This is a genomic window from Geodermatophilus sp. SYSU D00705 (assembly GCF_054050135.1).
The window spans coordinates 22,604-41,003 of sequence record NZ_JBJGYT010000036.1 but is presented as its reverse complement, the minus strand read 5'-3'; the positions used below and the strand labels follow the sequence as shown (position 1 = coordinate 41,003).

At 74.6% G+C, this 18,400-nt stretch carries 13 protein-coding genes; 8 read left to right on the top strand and 5 right to left on the bottom strand.

What is annotated here, in order from left to right:
* Nucleotides 1-119: 119 nt before the first annotated feature.
* The 3 genes from ACI78Q_RS20450 to ACI78Q_RS20440 form a co-directional block, all read right to left on the bottom strand.
* Nucleotides 120-389: a YciI-like protein gene (locus ACI78Q_RS20450; protein ID WP_456925289.1), complete on the bottom strand. Its 270-nt coding sequence runs from the start codon at nt 387-389 to the stop codon at nt 120-122.
* A 51-nt stretch (nt 390-440) separates the two neighbouring features.
* Nucleotides 441-851 (bottom strand): VOC family protein, encoded by a 411-nt coding sequence (locus ACI78Q_RS20445; RefSeq protein ID WP_456925288.1) that lies wholly within the window; start codon nt 849-851, stop codon nt 441-443.
* A gap of 123 nt (nt 852-974) precedes the next feature.
* On the bottom strand, nt 975-2,402 hold the full coding sequence (locus ACI78Q_RS20440) for a cation:dicarboxylate symporter family transporter (RefSeq protein ID WP_456925287.1): 1,428 nt from the start codon (nt 2,400-2,402) through the stop codon (nt 975-977).
* A 188-nt stretch (nt 2,403-2,590) separates the two neighbouring features.
* Here ACI78Q_RS20440 and ACI78Q_RS20435 point away from each other — a divergent pair, with 188 nt between their 5' ends.
* The 4 genes from ACI78Q_RS20435 (at nt 2,591) to ACI78Q_RS20420 (ending at nt 6,848) form a co-directional block, all read left to right on the top strand.
* The gene (locus ACI78Q_RS20435; RefSeq protein ID WP_456925286.1) at nt 2,591-4,210 is read left to right on the top strand and encodes a sensor histidine kinase; all 1,620 of its coding nucleotides are present in this window, start codon (nt 2,591-2,593) and stop codon (nt 4,208-4,210) included.
* Nucleotides 4,207-4,887: a response regulator gene (locus tag ACI78Q_RS20430; protein WP_456925285.1), complete on the top strand. Its 681-nt coding sequence runs from the start codon at nt 4,207-4,209 to the stop codon at nt 4,885-4,887. The genes ACI78Q_RS20435 and ACI78Q_RS20430 overlap by 4 nt, the downstream gene beginning before the upstream one ends.
* Before the next feature lie 138 nt (nt 4,888-5,025).
* Nucleotides 5,026-6,018, top strand: coding sequence for an ATP-binding cassette domain-containing protein (locus ACI78Q_RS20425; RefSeq protein ID WP_456925284.1), 993 nt, complete (start codon nt 5,026-5,028; stop codon nt 6,016-6,018).
* Nucleotides 6,015-6,848 (top strand): ABC transporter permease, encoded by an 834-nt coding sequence (locus ACI78Q_RS20420; RefSeq protein WP_456925283.1) that lies wholly within the window; start codon nt 6,015-6,017, stop codon nt 6,846-6,848. Before ACI78Q_RS20425 ends, ACI78Q_RS20420 begins: the two co-directional genes overlap by 4 nt.
* A gap of 69 nt (nt 6,849-6,917) precedes the next feature.
* Here ACI78Q_RS20420 and ACI78Q_RS20415 read toward each other — a convergent pair whose 3' ends face one another.
* Entirely contained in the window at nt 6,918-7,388 is a 471-nt protein-coding gene (locus tag ACI78Q_RS20415) for a heme-degrading domain-containing protein (RefSeq protein WP_456925282.1), read from the bottom strand.
* A gap of 82 nt (nt 7,389-7,470) precedes the next feature.
* On the opposite strand from ACI78Q_RS20415, the gene ACI78Q_RS20410 reads away from it, so the two are divergent.
* Nucleotides 7,471-8,481, top strand: a complete 1,011-nt coding sequence (locus ACI78Q_RS20410) for a YihY/virulence factor BrkB family protein (RefSeq protein ID WP_456925281.1) — start codon at nt 7,471-7,473, stop codon at nt 8,479-8,481.
* An 11-nt stretch (nt 8,482-8,492) separates the two neighbouring features.
* Here the strand turns inward: ACI78Q_RS20410 and ACI78Q_RS20405 are convergent, their stop codons facing one another.
* On the bottom strand, nt 8,493-10,334 hold the full coding sequence (locus ACI78Q_RS20405; protein WP_456925280.1) for a hypothetical protein: 1,842 nt from the start codon (nt 10,332-10,334) through the stop codon (nt 8,493-8,495).
* 147 nt (nt 10,335-10,481) lie between these two features.
* Between ACI78Q_RS20405 and ACI78Q_RS20400 the strand changes: the two genes are divergently transcribed.
* The 3 genes from ACI78Q_RS20400 (at nt 10,482) to ACI78Q_RS20390 (ending at nt 18,373) form a co-directional block, all read left to right on the top strand.
* Nucleotides 10,482-11,684: a low temperature requirement protein A gene (locus ACI78Q_RS20400; protein WP_456925279.1), complete on the top strand. Its 1,203-nt coding sequence runs from the start codon at nt 10,482-10,484 to the stop codon at nt 11,682-11,684.
* A 305-nt stretch (nt 11,685-11,989) separates the two neighbouring features.
* Nucleotides 11,990-12,805: a 3-oxoacyl-ACP reductase FabG gene (fabG, locus tag ACI78Q_RS20395; RefSeq protein ID WP_456925278.1), complete on the top strand. Its 816-nt coding sequence runs from the start codon at nt 11,990-11,992 to the stop codon at nt 12,803-12,805.
* 48 nt (nt 12,806-12,853) lie between these two features.
* Nucleotides 12,854-18,373, top strand: a complete 5,520-nt coding sequence (locus tag ACI78Q_RS20390; protein ID WP_456925277.1) for an ATP-binding protein — start codon at nt 12,854-12,856, stop codon at nt 18,371-18,373.
* Nucleotides 18,374-18,400 lie beyond the last annotated feature (27 nt).

Genomic DNA, 18,400 nt, shown 5'->3' with positions numbered 1-18,400 from the left:
CCGGGGACGCAGGTTTCCTGCGTCCCCGGCCTCCGGTCAGCCGACGACGTCCACTCGTCGGCTTCCGCTCCCGGTCCGCTCCTCGCTCGCTGGCGCTCGCTGCGATGCTCCCGGGAGCGTCAGCCGACGACGACGTTCCAGGGGCGGACCGTCCAGCCCGTCACCAGGCCCCGCACCACGTAGGGGTCGGTCTCGGCGAACCGCTCCACCACCTCGCGGGGCGCGGTCCACACGAGCAGGGCCCGGTCGTACGGGTCCGGCAGCGCGCCGGCGAGCAGGAGCTCACCGCGCTCGTGGGCGGCGCGGGCCAGGGCGAGGTGCTCCTCGCGCAGCGCCGCCCGGCGCTCCAGGTAGTCCGGGGCCAGCGTGTACTCCAGGACCAGGTGCATGCCGCCACTGTGGCACCGGGCGCGGCCGGCGCACCGCGGCGGCGCGGCCGGTCAGGCGGGCTGGGAGATGTTGACCATCCAGGCGACGCCGAACGGGTCGACGCACATGCCGAACTCGTCGCCCCACATCTGCTTCTCCAGCGGCATGGTCACGGTGCCGCCGTCGGAGAGCTTGGCGAAGTAGCCGCGCAGCTCCTCGCCGTCGTCCCCGCTGAGGCTGACCGAGATGCTGCTGCCCTCACTGCGGTCCATGCCCGCGGGGGTGTCGGAGGCCATCAGCGTGTACCCGGCCGGCGTCTCGAGCTGCGCGTGCATGACCTTGTCGGCGTCGGGGCCCTCGGCCCCGCCCGCCTCGCCGAAGGTGCTCAGCGAGAGCTCCCCGCCGAACACCCCGCGGTAGAACTCCATGGCCTGCCGGGCCGTGTCGCTGAAGCTGAGGTAGGGGTTCAGGCGGGAGCTCACGGGCGGTCCTCTCTCCGGGTGGCTGCGGGGACGGTCACCGTAGCGACTCCGGACGTCCCTGCACCGACGACGGAGCGCCCGGGCCCGCGAGGGGCCCGGGCGCTCCGCGTCGCGCGTGCGTCGTCAGCGCACCGAGGCCTGCGCGACCTCCCGCTGGGCGGACTCGGCGTCCCGCTGGCCCGGGCCGGCGTTGCTGCCGGACGCCGGCGGCTCCGCGTCGCCGTGGTCGTCGATCATCGTGGTCTCGTCGAACGGGCTCTCCCCGGACAGCGCCGCCGACAGCTGCTCGCGGTCGAGCTCCCTGGTCCAGGTGGCGACCAGGACGGTGGCGATCGCGTTGCCGGCGAAGTTGGTCACCGCGCGGGCCTCGGACATGAACCGGTCGATGCCGACGATCAGGCCGACGCCGTCCAGCAGGTCCGGGCGGTGGGCCGAGAGCCCGCCGGCCAGCGTGGCCAGGCCGGCGCCGGTGACGCCCGCCGCGCCCTTGGACGCGATGATCATGAAGACCAGCAGGCCGATCTGCTCGCCGATCGTCAGCGGGTCACCCAGCGCCGAGGCGATGAACAGCGAGGCCATCGTCAGGTAGATGGCCGTGCCGTCGAGGTTGAAGGAGTAGCCGGTCGGGACCACGATGCCGGCGACCGGCTGGCTCACACCGGCGTGCTCCATCTTGGCGATCAGCCGGGGCAGCGCGGTCTCCGACGAGGACGTCGACACGATCAGCAGGAACTCGCGGCCCAGGTACTTCAGGAGCGAGAAGACGTTGACGCGGGCGACCAGCCGCAGGATGAGCCCGAGGACGACGAAGACGAAGAGCGCGCAGGTCACGTAGAAGGCGATCATGATCACCGCGAGGCTCTTCAGCGCGTCGATGCCGGTCTCGCCGACGACCGCCGCGATCGCCCCGAAGGCCCCGATCGGCGCCAGCCACATGATCATGGCGAGGATCCGGAACACCAGCCTCTGCAGGTGCCCGACGCCGCGCAGGAGCGGCTCACCGGAGCGGCCCATCGCCTGGATCGCGAAGCCGACCAGCAGCGCGACCAGCAGCGCCTGCAGCACCGACCCGTCGGTCAGGGCCGACAGGAGGGAGGTCGGGATCAGCCCGAGGAGGAAGTCGACGGTGCCGCCGCTCTCCTCGGCGGTGCCGGCCAGTGCAGCGCCCTCGCCGCGCAGCTCGTCGGAGAGCTGGAGCCCGTCACCGGGGTGGATGATGTTGCCCACCACCAGGCCGATCGCCAGCGCGACGGTCGACATGAGGATGAAGTAGCCCAGGGCCAGGCCGCCGATCCGGCCGACCTTGGCCGCCTGGCGGATCGCGCCGATGCCCAGCACGATCGTGCAGAAGATGACCGGCGCGATCAGCATCTTGATCAGGCCCACGAACGCGGTTCCCAGCCACTTCAGGTCGGTCGCGAAGCCGGGGAACAGGAAGCCGACCGCGATGCCGGCCACCACCGCGACGATGACGGCGATGTAGAGCCAGTGCGTGCGGTCCTTGCGCCGGGTGGCTCCCGGCGGCTGCGCGTGGTCGGTGCCTGACGCCATGACGTCTCCTGTCGTCGGCCGGAGGCGACTCGCCTCCCGGATCGGGTGTGCTGTGCCCCGTCCGGGGCGACGCCAGTCACACTCCCGGGTGCGGTGACGGCGGTCACCCATGCGTTCATTGCGTTCACGACGGCCGTGGCGGGCACGGTGCCGGTGGCGATGGCGTCACCGCGCGGCACACTCGCCGCGTGCCCGCCTTCCTGCCGCACCGCCGTGACGCGAGCCTGGCGCGGCGGCTGCTGCTGCTCCAGGCGCTGGTCGTCGGCGTCGTCGTCCTCACCGCGACGGCCGTGGCCTACCTCGACGCCCGCCAGGCCGTGCAGCAGGCCGCCGAGCAGGAGACGACGGCGATCGTGGCCAGCCTCGCGGACTCGCCGCTGGTGCTCGGGGCGGTGACCGGCCCGGACCCGACCGCGGTGCTGCAGCCCTTCGTCGAGCAGGTCCGCGCCGACACCGGCACCTCGTTCATCACCGTCCTCGCGCCCGACCGCACCCGCTGGACCCACCCCGACCCCGAGCAGATCGGCCGCCCCTTCCGCGGCACGATCGCCCCTGCCCTGGCGGGGGAGACGTTCACCGAGACCTACACCGGCACCCTCGGCCCCTCCGTGCGCGCCACCGGACCGGTGGTGGACGCCGACGGCGACGTCGTCGCCCTCGTCTCGGCCGGGATCACCGTCGCCGCGATCGGGGAGGACCTCGCCGCCGCCGTCCCCGGGATCGCCGGGACGGCGCTGGCCACGCTGGCCGTCGGCGGCCTGGGCAGCTGGGCGCTGAGCCGGCGGCTGCAGCGCCAGACCCACGGGCTCACCCCGACGGAGCTGGCGCGGCTGCTCGAGTACCACCACGCGGTGCTGCACGCCGTGCGCGAGGGCCTGCTCCTGGTGGACGGCGAGGGGCGGGTGCAGCTGGTCAACGACGAGGCGCGGCGGCTGCTGGGTCTGACCGACGACCCGGCCGGCCGGCACGTCGGCGACCTCGGGCTGCCCCCGGAGCTGACCGCGGTGCTGACCCAGCAGCGCACCGTCGTCGACGAGGTGCACGTGACCGGCACCCGGGTGCTGGTGGTCAACCAGGCCCCGCCCCGAGCCGGCGACCGCTCGGCCGGCACCGTGGTGACCCTGCGGGACCACACCGACCTGCAGGCGCTCACCGGCGAGCTGGACAGCGTGCGCGCCTTCGCCGAGTCGCTGCGGGCCCAGGCGCACGAGGCCGCCAACCGGCTGCACACCACCGTCTCCCTCGTCGAGCTCGGCCGCACCCAGGAGGCGGTCGACTTCGCCACCGCCGAGCTCGCCTCCGCGCAGCGGCTCACCGACCGCGTGGTCGGCGCGGTCGGCGACCCGGTGCTGGCCGCGCTGCTGCTGGGCAAGGCGGCGACCGCGCACGAGCGCGGCGTGCTGCTGGAGATCGACCCGGCGACGGCGGTGGGCGAGACCGGCCTGCCCGGCGGTGACCTGGTCACCATCGTGGGCAACCTGCTCGACAACGCCATCGACGCCGCCCTCGCCGGGGACCCGCCCCGGGAGGTGCAGCTGGCCGCGGAGGTGACCGGCGGGCACCTGGAGATCCGGGTCGAGGACACCGGTCCCGGGGTGGCCGAGGAGGACGTGCGGCGGGTCTTCGAGCGGGGCTGGTCGACCAAGGAGAGCGCCGGCGCGCCGGCCGGGCTCGGCCGCGGGCTGGGGCTGGCGCTGGTCGCGCAGGCGGTGCGCCGGCACGGGGGCACGGTCAGCGTCCGCCCCGGCCCGGGCGCGCAGTTCGTCGTCTCCCTGCCGGTGCGGGCGCCGGTCGGGGCGGCGCCGTGACCTCCCCGGACGTCCGCGTCCTCGTGGTGGAGGACGAGCCGGTCGCGGCCGAGGCGCACCGCGCCTACGTGGACCGGACGCCGGGCTTCGGCACCGTGGCCGTCGCCGGCACCGGGGCCGCGGCCCTCGACGCGCTGGCCCGGGTGCCGGTCGACCTCGTGCTGCTGGACATGAACCTCCCCGACACCCACGGCGTCGAGCTGTGCCGGCGGATCCGGGCGGCCGGGGTGCCGGTCGACGTCCTCGCGGTGACCTCGGCGCGGGAGCTGTCCACCGTGCGGGCGGCGGCCGCGCACGGCGTCGTCGGGTACCTGCTCAAGCCCTTCACCTACCCGGCCCTGCGCGACCGGCTGACCGCCTACGCCGAGTACCGCGCGCGGCTGTCGGCCGCGGGGGACGCCGCCGGCCAGGACGAGGTCGACCGCGTGCTCGGCGCCGTCCGCCCCGGCCGGCCCGCGCCGCTGCCGAAGGGGATGGGCCGGGAGACGCTGGACGCCGTCGTCACCGCCGTCCGCACCTCGGAGGGGCTCTCGGCCGCGGAGACCGCGGAGCTGATCGGCGCCTCGCGGATCACCGCCCGCCGCTACCTGGAGTACCTGGCCGACACCGGCCTGGTCGACCGCGCGCCGCGGTACGGGGGCGCCGGCCGCCCGGAGCTGGAGTACCGCTGGCGGTGACCCCTTGACCTCCAGTGCGCTCGAACCCCGACGCTGGGCACGCCCGCGGAAAACCGGTGGCGGGCGACGAGCCCGGCGCGGACATTCCGTCAGAGGGAGAGGGGACGCTGCGCCCGGACACCCGGCTGAGGGAGCACGATGACCGCACACTCCGCACTGGCCATCGAGGCCACCGGTCTCACCAAGTCCTTCGGGGCCACGCGCGCGGTGGCCGGCGTCGACCTCGCCGTCCCGGCCGGCACCGTCTACGGCGTGCTCGGCCCGAACGGGGCGGGCAAGACGACGACGATCCGCGTGCTGGCCACGCTGATCCAGCCCGACTCCGGGCACGCCCGCGTGCTGGGCCACGACGTGGTCACCGAGGCCGACACCGTCCGCGGGCTGGTCAGCCTCACCGGGCAGCTGGCCTCGGTCGACGAGGAGCTCACCGGCCGGGAGAACCTGGTCCTGCTGGCGCGGCTGTTCGGCCACCGCCGCGCCGCGGCCCGCGCCCGGGCCGACGAGCTGCTGGAGGCCTTCGGCATCGCCGAGGCCGCCGGCCGGCTGGTCAAGCACCACTCCGGAGGGATGCGCCGCCGCCTGGACATCGCGGCCAGCCTGGTCGTCACGCCGCAGCTGCTCTTCCTCGACGAGCCGACCACCGGGCTGGACCCGCGCTCGCGCAACCAGGTGTGGGAGATCGTGCGGGCGCTGGTCGCCGAGGGGACGACGATCCTGCTCTGCACCCAGTACCTGGAGGAGGCCGACCAGCTCGCCGACGGCCTGGCGGTGATCGACCGGGGCCGGGTCATCGCCGAGGGCACGCCGGGGCAGCTCAAGGCGTCGGTCGGCACCGGCTCGCTGCACGTGCGCCTGAACGACCCCGGCCAGGGGGCGGCGGCGGCCGGCGTGCTGGAGCGGGCGGTCGGTCCGGTGACCCCGGGCGACGACCCGGCCGCGCTGTCGGCGGCCTGCGGCGACGCCGCGACGGCCGCCCTCGGCCTGACCGAGCTGGCCCGCGCCGGCGTCGGCATCGCCGACTTCTCCCTCGACCGGCCCAGCCTCGACGAGGTCTTCCTCGCCCTCACCGGCCACGCCGCGGAGGACGGCGACCGGGAGCCCGCGTCCCCCGCGCAGGAGCGTGCGTCATGACCACCACCGTCACTCGCGACTCGGCCGACACCGCCGCCGTCCGCCGGGCCATCGCCTCCACCGCGCGGCCGCCGCGCCCGGGCCCGCTCACGGCGGCGCTCACCTTCGGCTGGCGGGGCATGCTCAAGGTCCGGCACGTGCCCGAGCAGCTGCTCGACGTCACCGTGACGCCGGTGATGTTCGTGCTGATGTTCACGTACCTGTTCGGCGGCGCCATCGCCGGTTCCACCAGCGCGTACCTGCAGTACATCCTGCCCGGGATGCTGGTGATGTCGGTGCTGTTCACCACCGTCTACAGCGGCGTCTCGCTCAACACCGACCTCACCAAGGGCGTGGTCGACCGGTTCCGCTCGCTGCCGATCTGGCGTCCGGCCCCGCTGCTGGGGTCGCTGCTCGGCGACAGCGTCCGGTACGTGATCGCCGGCACGGTGATCATCGTGCTGGGCGTGGTGCTCGGTTACCGGCCCGAGGGCGGCGCGGCCGGGGTGGTGGCGGCGCTGGGGCTGGTCGTCGTCTTCTCGTTCGGCCTGTCGTGGGTCTTCTCCGTGCTCGGGCTGCTCATGCGCTCGCCGAACGCGGTGATGAACGCCGGGTTCACCGGCATCTTCCCGCTGACGTTCCTGTCCAACGTCTTCGTCGACCCCGACACCCTGCCCGGGCCGCTGGCCGCCTTCGTCGAGGTCAACCCCGTCTCGGTGCTGGCGACGGCGTCGCGGTCGCTGATGGCGGGGCAGCCCGACGGCGTCGCGATCGGCGTCTCCCTGGCGGTGGCTGCCGGTCTGGCCGCGGTGTTCCTGCCGGTCACCACCCGGCTCTACCGCAGCCGCTGACGCGCAACTCCGGGGAACGTGCGGTCCGGACTGGCCGCGGGGCAGCACCTTCCCCGGAGTTGCGCGGGCTCAGCGGCCCAGGTGCGCACGGATCGCCGCGACGACCATGCGGTGGTCCTCGACCTGCGGGAGCCCGGAGACCACGACCGCGCCGATGGGGCCCACCGACCGCACGATCACGGGGAAGGCGCCCCCGTGGGCGGCGTACCGGGCCGGGTCCAGCCCGAACTCCTCCTCGAACGTCGTCCCGCGCTCGATGGAGGCCTGCCGCACGTAGAGGCTGCTGTGCCCGAAGCGGTGCACCACCCGCGTCTTGCGCTCGATCCACCGCTCGTTGTCGGGGGTCGCCCCGGTCAGGGCGGCGGAGAACAGCCGGTGGCCGTTGCGGACGACGGCGACCGCGACCGGCGCGGCGTCCCGGCGGCCGGCCGCCACGAGCGCGGCGCCGAGGTCCCAGGCGTCGTCGTTGGTGAAGCTGCTGAACTGCAGCTCCCGCTCCTCGGCGGCGAGCTCGGCGAGTTCGGGGAAGGCGTCGGCCATGGCCCCTTCCTACCCGGCGTGCGCGCGCGGCCGTCGGCGGGACGGGGTAGAGGTGGGGCACCCGAGCCGACAGGGGTGCGCGATGACAGTCACCGAACGGGTGGACCGGTTCCAGCGGCGGCACCCCGCGGCGGGGTTCCCGATCGCGGTGCTCTACAAGTTCTTCGACGACGACGGCCACTTCCTCGCCGCGCTCATCACCTACTACGGCTTCCTGGCGCTGTTCCCGGTGCTGCTGCTCCTGGCCACCGTGCTGGGGCTGGTGCTGGCCGGCAACCCCGAGCTGCAGCGGCAGCTGCTGGACTCCGCGCTCGCCGAGTTCCCCGTCATCGGCGAGCAGCTGGGCACGCCCGAGGCACTCGGCGGCGGCTTCACGGGGGTGGTCGTCGGCGGGCTGGTCGCCCTCTACGGCGCGCTGGGGCTCGGGCAGGCGATGCAGCACACGATGAACACCGTGTGGGCCGTGCCCCGGCACAACCGGCCCGACCCGATCACCGCGCGCGGCCGCAGCCTGCTGCTGCTGTGCACCCTCGGGGTGCTGGTGCTCGCCTCGACCGTGCTCTCCGCACTGGGCAGCGGCGCAGCGGCCTACGGCGGCGGGTTCAGCGGGGCGGTGCACGTCCTGGTGACCGTGGGGTCGGTGCTGGTGAACGCCGCGGTGTTCGTGCTCGGCTTCCGGATCACCACCGCGCGCCGGCTCCGCACCCGGCAGGTGCTCCCCGGCGCCCTGGCCGCCGCGGTGCTGTGGCAGCTCCTGCAGTCCTTCGGCGGCGTGTACGTCGCCCGCGTCGTCGCGAACGCCAGCGCCGTCGACGCGGTGTTCGCGCTGGTCCTGGGCCTGGTCGCGTTCATCTACCTGGCGGCCGTCGCGCTGGTGCTGTGCGCGGAGGTCAACGTCGTCCGGGTCGACTCCCTCCACCCCCGGGCGCTGCTCACCCCGTTCGTCGACCACGACGACCTCACCGAGGGCGACGAGCGGGTGTTCGCCGAGGCCGCCCGCGCCCAGCGGGCGGTGCGGCACCAGCGGGTCGACGTCGCCTTCGAGAAGGAGGGGGCCGACGACGGCCGGCCGGAGCCGCACGCGCAGGACTGAGGCGGCCCCGCTCAGGGCTGCGGGGCGCCGTCGCCCGGGTCGGTGCGGGGGGCGTCCGTGCCGGCCCGCCCGTCGATGCGGAGCAGCGCGGTCTCGAGCCGTTCCCGCAGCTGCTCGTCGATCCCGGGCGACCAGCGGCTCCGGTGCCGTTCGCTCTCGGCCGTGGCGACGACGACCGCCGGCTGGTCGAAGCGGAGCTGCCGGCGGGCGGCCGCGTCGTCCGCCGGCCGGTCGTCGGAGAGCAGCTCCAGCGGCAGGTAGTCAGGGGCCTGGGGTTCGTGCCGACCCCTGGTCAGCGGGGTGAAGTCCCACGGGGACGTCACGCCGGGCGCCGATGGTCGCGACCGCACCGCCGCCAGGGTCAGCGCCCCGGCGACCAGGGTGCTGACCGCAGCCGGCAGCACCAGCCAGTGGTCGAGGTCGGGCGCGAGGGCGACGATGCCGGCCCCGACGAGTGCGGCCAGCGTCGAGATCCCCGCCAGTCCCTTGGCGAAGCCGAGCAGGCGGCTGAGCATGGGGTGGGCGTCCTGCTGGGCGGCGACGGTGCTGCCGAAGCTGATGAAGACGACCAGCAGGGTCACCGCCAGCTCGGCGTCGGTGCCCCCGTCGCCCCACCGGGTGAGCGTCAGCACGAGCAGCATGAGGCTGTTCACCCAGCACGCGATGGTCATGGACAGCAGCCAGCCGCTCACCTCCGCGCGCAACTCCACCTGCGCGTGAGAGAAGGCGCCCGAGGGGACGTCGGTCAGGTGCAGGTCGACCGTCGGGTGCATCCCCGAGACCTGGTCGAAGGGCAGGTCCCCGGCACCCCGGCCCAGCACCTCCGTGGCGGAGCCCGGGGGACCGGCGGTGGACACCTCCTCGGGAGGGTCGGTCGGCCTGGAGGCGAGGGCCTGCCCGGCCCGGATCACCGCTCCGGGCGGGGCCGTGACCTCCAGGTGGAAGCTCTGGGCGCTCTCGGCGGCGTAGACGGGGAAGCGGATCCGCACCGGGTCCACGCCCAGACCTGCCCGCAGGCGGGACAGGCGTGTGCGGTTGTCGGCGGGCCGCAGGCTGTAGGCGGTCGGCCGGCCCAGGTCCGGGTGGGCGCGCAGCCCCGTCGTCCCCGCCTCGTAGCGCAGGTCCAGCGGCTCGTCGTACCCGAACTTGACGATCCGCCGGGTGAGGTCCTCCCGCTGCAGGAGCAGGCACATGACCCAGCTGTCGAGCAGCCGCTCGCAGGTCATCAGGAACAGGGCGTCGTCGCGGAGGGCCCGGTACCCGGGGTCGTGCAGGAGGTCGCGCATGGCCTGGTGGACCTGCGGCCGGTCACCGAAGACCAACCGGTCCACCAGCCGGTCGACGGGCGGGGGGAGGTCGGCCTCGGGGTGGCCGTCCCCGATCGACGCCGCCAGGCCCTTGAGCGCCGCCGCGGTCAGTGTCTGCTGCTGGCGGAGACCGAGCAGTGACAGCGCGGTGCCGGCGTGGTCGCGGAGGTCGAACTTCACCAGGCTCCGCTTCTGCAGCAGTGCCATCGGGACCGTGTCGAGCACCCTCCCGGCGAGCTCCAGGCTCGGTGTGTAGGGCGGCAGGATGAAGTCGACGGTGACCTGGCGCCGGACAGTGCGGCCGTCGATGAAGGTCACCGCCTCCGTCCTGCGGCGGACCCAGTCCCGGCTGTTCAGCCAGAGGTGGAGGATGCGCAGACCGCAGTGGCGGCACAGGGCGACGTTGTAGTCCTGCACCTCCCGTGTCGAGGCGAACCGGTGGTGGTGCGGCCCCAGGGCGTCCCAGGGGAAGCGGACGACCGGCCTCTGCACGCGCGGCTCGGACGGGGCGGCCACCCCGAGGTCCTCGGCGTCCCCGACGGTCATGCGCTCGACCTCTCACCGTCCACCCGGCCTGCGGTGCTCGGGTCGAGGAGAGCACGACCGCCCGGCCGGCGCATGCGCAGCGGGTTCGTGTGGGTAGCCACGCGTCGTGACCAGTGGGCCCCGTCGCGGGCGCGGGGCCTGATCCGGATGGGGCCGCTCGAGGGCGTGCGGCGCGCGCTGACCGGGTCGGGTGCGGTGCGCCGGCCGGAGCTGCGCACCGGCGAGGGCCGCACCGCCTCGCGCCTGGAGCTGTTCTTCGACCTCGCCTTCGTCCTGGTCGTGGCGGAGCTCGCGATCGCGCTCCGGGAGGACGTGACCTGGCACGGGGAGCTGCTGTTCGCCGGCCTGTTCACCACCGTGTGGTGGGCGTGGGTCAGCGCGACCCTCTACGCGAACCGGTTCGACCACGACGACGTCGTCTACCGGCTGCTGAAGCTGGCCAGCATGGCCGCCGTCGTCGGGCTGGCCGCGTCGGCCACCGGCGCGACGGGGGAGTGGTTCGCCGTCTTCGTGGGCTGCCAGCTGCTGCTGCGGGCGACGCTGCTGCTGCAGTACTGGCGGGCGTACCGGCACGTGGCCGAGGCGCGTCCGGTCGTCCGGCTGTACATGGCCGGGGCGGCGGTGGGGGCCGCGCTGTGGGCGGTCTCGCTGCTGGTGCCGCGGCCGGCGGCCTACGGGCTGTGGGCCGCCGCCCTGCTGGCCGAGGCGCTGGTGCCGCTGCTGGCCACCCGCTCCTCGGCCGACGTCCCCCTGCACGTCGAGCACCTGCCCGAGCGGTTCGCCCTGTTCGTGATCCTGGTGCTGGGCGAGTCGGTCGCCGCGATCGCCCACGGGCTGACCGACGCGCAGTGGTCGTCGTCCGCGCTGCCGGTGGCGCTGCTCGGCTTCGTGCTGGCGGCCGCGCTGTGGTGGAGCTGGTTCGACCTCGCCGGCGCCCGCGCGAAACGCCTGCTCGACGAGGTCGGCGAGGTCCCCAGCGACCACTCCCACGACGTGTACGTCTTCGCCCAGCTGCCCCTCACCCTCGCACTGGCCACGGTCGGCGCGGGCCTCGAGCTCGCGGTCGTGCAGAGCGGGCAGGGCGACGTCCCGCCGGGCACCCGCCTGCTGCTCGCCGGCGGCGTCGTGGTCTACCTGCTGTCGATCACCGTCACCGACGCCGGGATGTCGCGCCGCACCCGCCGCGGCTGGTGGTGGCCGCTGGCCGCCGCCGTCGTCGCGGGCCTCGACGCGCTCCTGGACCTGCCCGCGGTGGCCGTGGTCGGCGGACTGGCCGCCCTGCTGGTCGCGGTGGTGGCGGTCGGGACGGTGGAGCGGGCGACCGGCCGGCTCCCGGTCTCACCGGCCTGAGCTCAGAGGAACGTGACCCAGCCGTCGGCGACCACCGACTGCCCGGTGATGAAGCCACTGCTGCGGGAGCAGAGGAAGGACACCGCCGGGCAGAGGTCGTCGGGGAGCATGCCGCGCGGCACCGAGCGGCCCGCGCCGCCCCGGGACGGCCGTCCACTGGGTGAGACCCACGTCACACCCCGGTTTGACGGCACCGGGCGGGAGCGAGAGGCTGCCGACGTACCGGTGCCGGAGCCCACGGCCCGCAGTCGCGGACCGTCTCCGGCCAGGAACGACTGGGCATGCCCCCGGCCGAGGAGGTCTCCGTGACAGCCACGCAGGAAAGTCGGACGCGAGCCGGCGACAAGCTCCTCGGCAAGGTCGCCTTCGTGACCGGCGGCACCCGGGGCATCGGTGCGGCCATCTGCCGCAGCCTGGCCTCCCAGGGCGCGGACATCGCCGCCGGCTACAGCGGCAACACCCAGGCTGCCGAGGCCTTCGCCAGCGACTTCGGCGCCACGTTCCCCACCAGCCACGCCACGGTCCACCGCGGCGACATCGGGTCCGCCGAGGACTGCAAGCGCACCGTGGGCGAGGTCATCGAGCAGCACGGCCGGCTCGACATCCTGGTCAACAACGCCGGCATCACCGCCGACAAGACGGCGCTGAAGATGACCGCCGACGACTGGCGGCGGGTCATCGACGTCAACCTGTCGGGCGCGTTCTACCTCTCCCAGGCCGCGCTGACCCACATGCTCGAGCGCGGCAGCGGCCGCATCGTGATGATCTCGTCGGTCATCGGTGAGACCGGCGGCATCGGCCAGGCGAACTACGCGTCGGCGAAGGCGGGCCTGCTCGGTCTCACCAAGACCCTCGCCCTCGAGACGGCCATGCAGCTGCAGCGCAAGGGCATCACCGACGGCCCCGGCATCACCGTCAACGCCGTCACGCCGGGCTACATCGCCACCGAGATGCTCGACACCGTCCCCGAGAAGGTGCTCGACGGGCTCAAGGCGAAGATCCCGCTCGGCCGGCTGGGCCGCCCCGAGGAGATCGCCCGCGTCGTGCACTTCCTCGCCGCCGACGCCTCCTCCTACATCACCGGGCAGACCTGGGGTGTCAACGGCGGCCTGGACATGTAACAGGTCGGGAGGGACGAGCCGACCGATCCGAACCGGGAGGGGTGCAGGGTGTTCAGCCGCATCGCCGTCGTCAACCGGGGCGAGCCCGCCATGCGGCTCATCCGCGCCGTCCGCGAGCTCGATGCCGAGCACGGGTCGCGGACCCGTGTCATCGCCCTGCACACCGAGGCCGAGCGGCGGGCGACGTTCGTCCGCGCCGCCGACGAGGCCGTCCTGCTCCGGGAGACCGGCGCGGGCAACCCGTACCTCGACCACGCCGAGCTGGCCCGCGCGCTGCGCGCCAGCGGCGCCGACGCGGCCTGGGTGGGCTGGGGCTTCGTCGCCGAGGACCCGGCCTTCGCGGAGCTGTGCGCCGACCTCGGGGTCACCTTCATCGGGCCGACGCCGGAGTCGATGCGGCTGCTCGGCGCCAAGATCGAGGCGAAGGCGCTGGCGGAGAAGGCCGGCGTCCCCGTGGCGCCGTGGAGCGGCGGCCCGGTCGAGACCGTCGACGAGGGCCGCCGGCACGCCGAGACCATCGGCTACCCGCTGATCGTCAAGGCCCGCAGCGGCGGCGGCGGCCGCGGCATCCGCGTGGTGCGCAGCGAGGCCGAGCTCGAGGAGGCGCTGACCCGCACGCAGGCCGAGGCGCAGCGCACCTTCGGCGACCCGGTCGTGTTCATGGAGCGGCTGGTCGAGGGCGGCCGGCACGTCGAGGTCCAGGTCATCGCCGACCAGCACGGCACGGTGTGGGCACCCGGGGTCCGCGACTGCTCCGTGCAGCGGCGCAACCAGAAGGTGCTCGAGGAGTCCAGCTCCCCGGCGCTCAGCGACGAGCAGGACGCCGCCCTGCGCGGCTCGGCGATCGCCCTGGTCAAGGCCGCCGGCTACGTCGGCGCCGGCACCGTGGAGTTCCTGTACCAGCCCGACGAGCGGCTGTTCACCTTCCTGGAGGTCAACACCCGCCTGCAGGTCGAGCACCCGGTGACCGAGGAGGTCACCGGGCTGGACATCGTCAAGCTGCAGCTGCACGTCGCCGCCGGCGGCCGCCTGGAGGGCGACCCGCCCCCGGCGAACGGGCACGCCATCGAGGCCCGGCTCAACGCCGAGGACGCCGAGGCCGGGTTCGCCCCGGCGCCCGGCCGCGTCGAGCTCATGCGGCTGCCCACCGGCCCCGGGGTCCGCGTGGACACCGGGATGAGCGTCGGCGACGTCATCCCGCCGGCCTACGACTCGATGGTCGCCAAGGTCATCGCCTGGGGCCGGGACCGCCCCGAGGCGCTCGCCCGGCTGCGCTGCGCCCTTCGCGAGACCACCGTCGTGCTGCGCGGCGGCACCACGACCAAGTCCTTCCTGCTGGACCTCCTCGACCGGCCCGAGGTGGTCTCCGGCACCGCGGACACCGGCTGGCTGGACCGTGAGGGCACCGGCGGCGGCGTCCCCGACGCGGCGTCGGCGTGGATCGCCCTCGTCCAGGTGGCCATCGACGTCTCCGACGCCGAGGAGGCCTGGGAGCGCACGGCGTTCCTGGCCTCGGCGCGGGGCGGACGGCCACGCGCCCCGCACGGGGTGGGCCGCCCCATGGACCTCGGCTACCGCGGGCAGGTCTACCGGCTCACCGTCGCCCGCACCGGCCCCGACCGCTACCGGGTGGAGCTCGACGGCCGCTCGGTCGACGTCGAGCTGGACCGGCTCAGCCCGCTGGAGAGCCGGCTGGCCGTCGGCGGCCGGCGCCACGCCATCGTCGCGGTGACCGCCCCCGGCTCCCACCTGGTCGAGGTCGACGGCGTCGCCCACCGGGTGAGCCGGGACGCCGGTGGCACCGTGCGGGCCCCGGCCCCCGCCGTGGTCGTCGCCGTCCGCGCCCGCCCCGGCGAGGAGGTCGAGGCCGGCCAGACGATCGTCGTCCTCGAGAGCATGAAGATGGAGACCGCGGTGCGCGCGCCCTTCGCGGGCCGGGTCCGCGAGGTGCTCGCCGCGGTGAACGCGCAGGTCGACGCCGGCGCCGCGCTGGTGAGCCTGGAGCGCGCCGGCGGGGACGCCGGCGAGGCGACCGGCGACCGGGTGGAGCTGCCCGGCGGCGAGGTGACCGAGACCTCCGCCGACGCCCGCGAGCGTGCGCGGGCGCTGCTGGCCGGCATGCAGGCGCTGATCACCGGCTACGACGTCGACGCCGCCCACGCCAAGGCACTGGTCGCCGAGTACGGCCGCGTCCGCGGCGAGCTGCCGGTGGACGACCCCGAGCTCGTGCAGGCCGAGCTCGCCGTCCTCACCACCTTCGCCGACCTCGCGGAGCTCTCGCGCAACCGGCCGGCCAGCGAGGAGGAGGAGGCCGACCAGCAGGTCCACAGCCCGCGCGAGTACTTCCACTCCTACCTGCACTCGCTGGACGTCGAGCGGGAGGGCCTCCCGGACAGCTTCCGCGACCGCCTGTCCCGGGCGCTGCGGCACTACGGGGTGGAGGACCTCGAGCCGGTGCCGGCGCTGCAGGAGGCGGTGCACCGCGTCTTCCTCGGCCAGCAGCGCGTCGCCGACCAGCTGCCCGCCGTCCTCGCGCTGCTGGACCGCTGGCTCACCGCCGCCGACCTGCCCGCCGACCCGGTGCGCGCGCAGGTGGGCGAGGTGCTCGACCGGCTCGTCGTCGCCACCCAGCTGCGCTACCCGTCGGTGGGCGACCTCGCCCGCGCCGTCCGCTACCGGCACTTCGAGGAGCGGGTCGTCGTCGCCGCCCGCCAGCAGGTGCTGGACGACGCGCGGCGGCTGCTCACCGAGCTCGACGAGGCCGCCGAGCGGGGCGACCCGCGCACCGGCGTGGACCGCATGGAGGCGCTGGTCGCCAGCCCCGAACCGCTGATCACCCTGCTGGCGCAGCGGTTCGAGCGGGAGACGACCGTCCCGGACCCGGTGCTGGAGGTGCTCACCCGGCGCTACTACCGCAGCCGCGCCCTCCAGGACGTCCGCACCACGCTGCTCGACGGGCGGTCCTGCGTCACCGCCGACTACGAGCTGGCCGGCTCCCGGCTGCACCTGGTCGCGCTCATGGTCGAGGACGGCGGCCTGCCCGCGGCGCTGGCCTCCCTCGAGCCGGTGCTCGCCGGCGTCGCCGACCCGGCCGGCCTGGTCGTCGACCTCTACCTCTCCTGGCCCGACCGGCCCGCCGACGGCGACGAGGTGTCCGCGCGCCTGCGCGAGCAGCTCATCGGGAGCGCGGCGCTGCGGGCCGGCCGCCGCGTGACGGTGAGCGTCTGCACCCCCGACGGCGACGTCGAGGCGATCACCTTCCGACCAGCGCCCGGGGACGTCGACGGCGGCGGGCTGGCCGAGGAGCGGATCATCCGCGGCCTGCACCCGCTGACCGCGCAGCGGCTGAACCTGTGGCGGCTGAAGAACTTCGACGGCGAGCGGCTGCCCTCCCCGGAGGACACCTACATCTTCCACATCTGGGCGAAGGACAACCCGGGCGACGAGCGGCTGATCGCCATGGCCGAGGTGCGCGACCTGACTCCGGTCCGGGACGCCGGCGGGGACATCGTCGGGTTCCCGACCGTGGAGCGGCTGCTGACCTCCTGCCTCGACGGGCTGCGGCGCTCCCAGTCGCGCCGCCGGTCGCGCCGGCCGCTGGAGCACAACCGGGTCTTCCTCTACGCCTGGCCGTCGATCGAGCTGCCCCTGGCCGAGCTGGCCAGCATCGCCCGCACCACGGCGCCGCAGACGGTGGGGGCCGGGCTCGACGAGATCGTGCTGCTGGCCCGGCTCCAGGAGGAGGCCGGCCCGCCGCGCGAGGTGGCGCTGCGCTTCTCCTACCGGCCGGGCACCGGCGTGGTCATGAACATGACCGACCGGCCCACCGAGCCGATGCGGCCGCTGGACGAGTACACCGACAAGGTGCTGCGCTCGCGCGCCCGCGGCGCGGTCTACCCCTACGAGCTGGCCCCGTACCTGGCCGGGCCCGACGGCAGCTTCGTCGAGCACGACCTCGACGACCGCGGCCGGCTGGTGCCGGTCCAGCGGCCACCGGGGCGCAACCGCGCCGGGCTGGTCTGCGGCGTCGTCACCACCCCCACCGAGCGCTACCCCGAGGGCGTCACCCGGGTGGCCCTGTTCGGCGACCCGACCAAGCAGCTGGGCACCGTCTCCGAGCCCGAGTGCGCCCGCGTCGTGGCGGCGCTGGACCTGGCCGAGGAGCGCGGCATCCCGGTCGAGTGGTTCGCGCTGTCCTCCGGGGCCCGCATCTCGATGGACAGCGGCACCGAGAACATGGACTGGGTCTCCCGGGCGCTGCGCCGCATCATCGAGTTCACCCAGGCCGGCGGCGAGATCAACGTCGTCGTCGCCGGGATCAACGTCGGCGCCCAGCCCTACTGGAACGCCGAGGCCACGATGCTCATGCACACCAAGGGCATCCTGGTCATGACGCCGGACAGCGCGATGGTGCTCACCGGCAAGCACTCCCTCGACTACTCCGGCGGGGTGTCGGCGGAGGACAACTTTGGCATCGGCGGCTACGACCGCGTGATGGGGCCCAACGGGCAGGCGCAGTACTGGGCGCCCAACCTCACCGCCGCCTGCCAGCTGCTCACCCAGCACTACGAGCACACCTACCGGGCGCCGGGGGAGCGGTGGCCCCGCCCGGGCCGCACCACCGATCCGCGTGACCGCGACGTGCGCGACTTCCCGCACACCCACCCGGCCAGCGACTTCACCCGGGTCGGCGACATCTTCTCCCCGGAGACCAACCCCGACCGCAAGAAGGCCTTCGACATCCGCACGGTCATGCGCGCGGTGGCCGACGCCGACCACCCGACGCTGGAGCGCTGGGCCGGCATGGCCGACGCCGACACCTCCGTCGTCTACGACGCGCACCTGGGCGGCCACCCGGTGACCCTGCTGGGCATCGAGTCCCGGCCGGTCCCGCGGCGGGGCAGCTACCCGGCCGACGGGCCGGACCAGTGGACGGCGGGCACCCTGTTCCCGCGGTCGTCGAAGAAGACCGCCCGGGCGATCAACGCCACCAGCGGCACCCGGCCGCTGGTCGTGCTGGCCAACCTGTCCGGCTTCGACGGCTCCCCGGAGTCGCTGCGCAACCTGCAGCTGGAGTACGGCGCGGAGATCGGCCGGGCCATCACGAACTTCGACGGGCCGATCGTCTTCTGCGTGGTCTCCCGGTACCACGGCGGCGCCTTCGTCGTCTTCTCCGGCGTCCTCAACGACAACATGGAGGTCCTCGCCGTCGAGGGCTCCTACGCGTCGGTCCTCGGCGGGGCGCCGGCCGCCGCCGTCGTCTTCACCCGGGACGTCGACCAGCGCACCGCGAAGGACCCCCGCATCCAGGAGCTGGAGGCCGCCATCGCGGCCGCCGACGGCGTCGAGGCCGCGCACCTGCGGGTGCAGCTGGCCGAGCTGCGCACCGCCGTCCGCTCCGAGAAGCTCGGTGAGGTGGCCGCCGAGTTCGAGGCGATCCACAACATCGAGCGCGCCCAGCAGATGGGCTCCGTGCACGCGATCATCCCCGCCGCCGAGCTCCGCCCGCGCCTGATCGACGCGGTGGAGCGGGGGATGGCCCGCACCGCCACCCCGCCGTCCCCGTAGCCCCCGCCGTCCCCGTAGCCCCGAGGA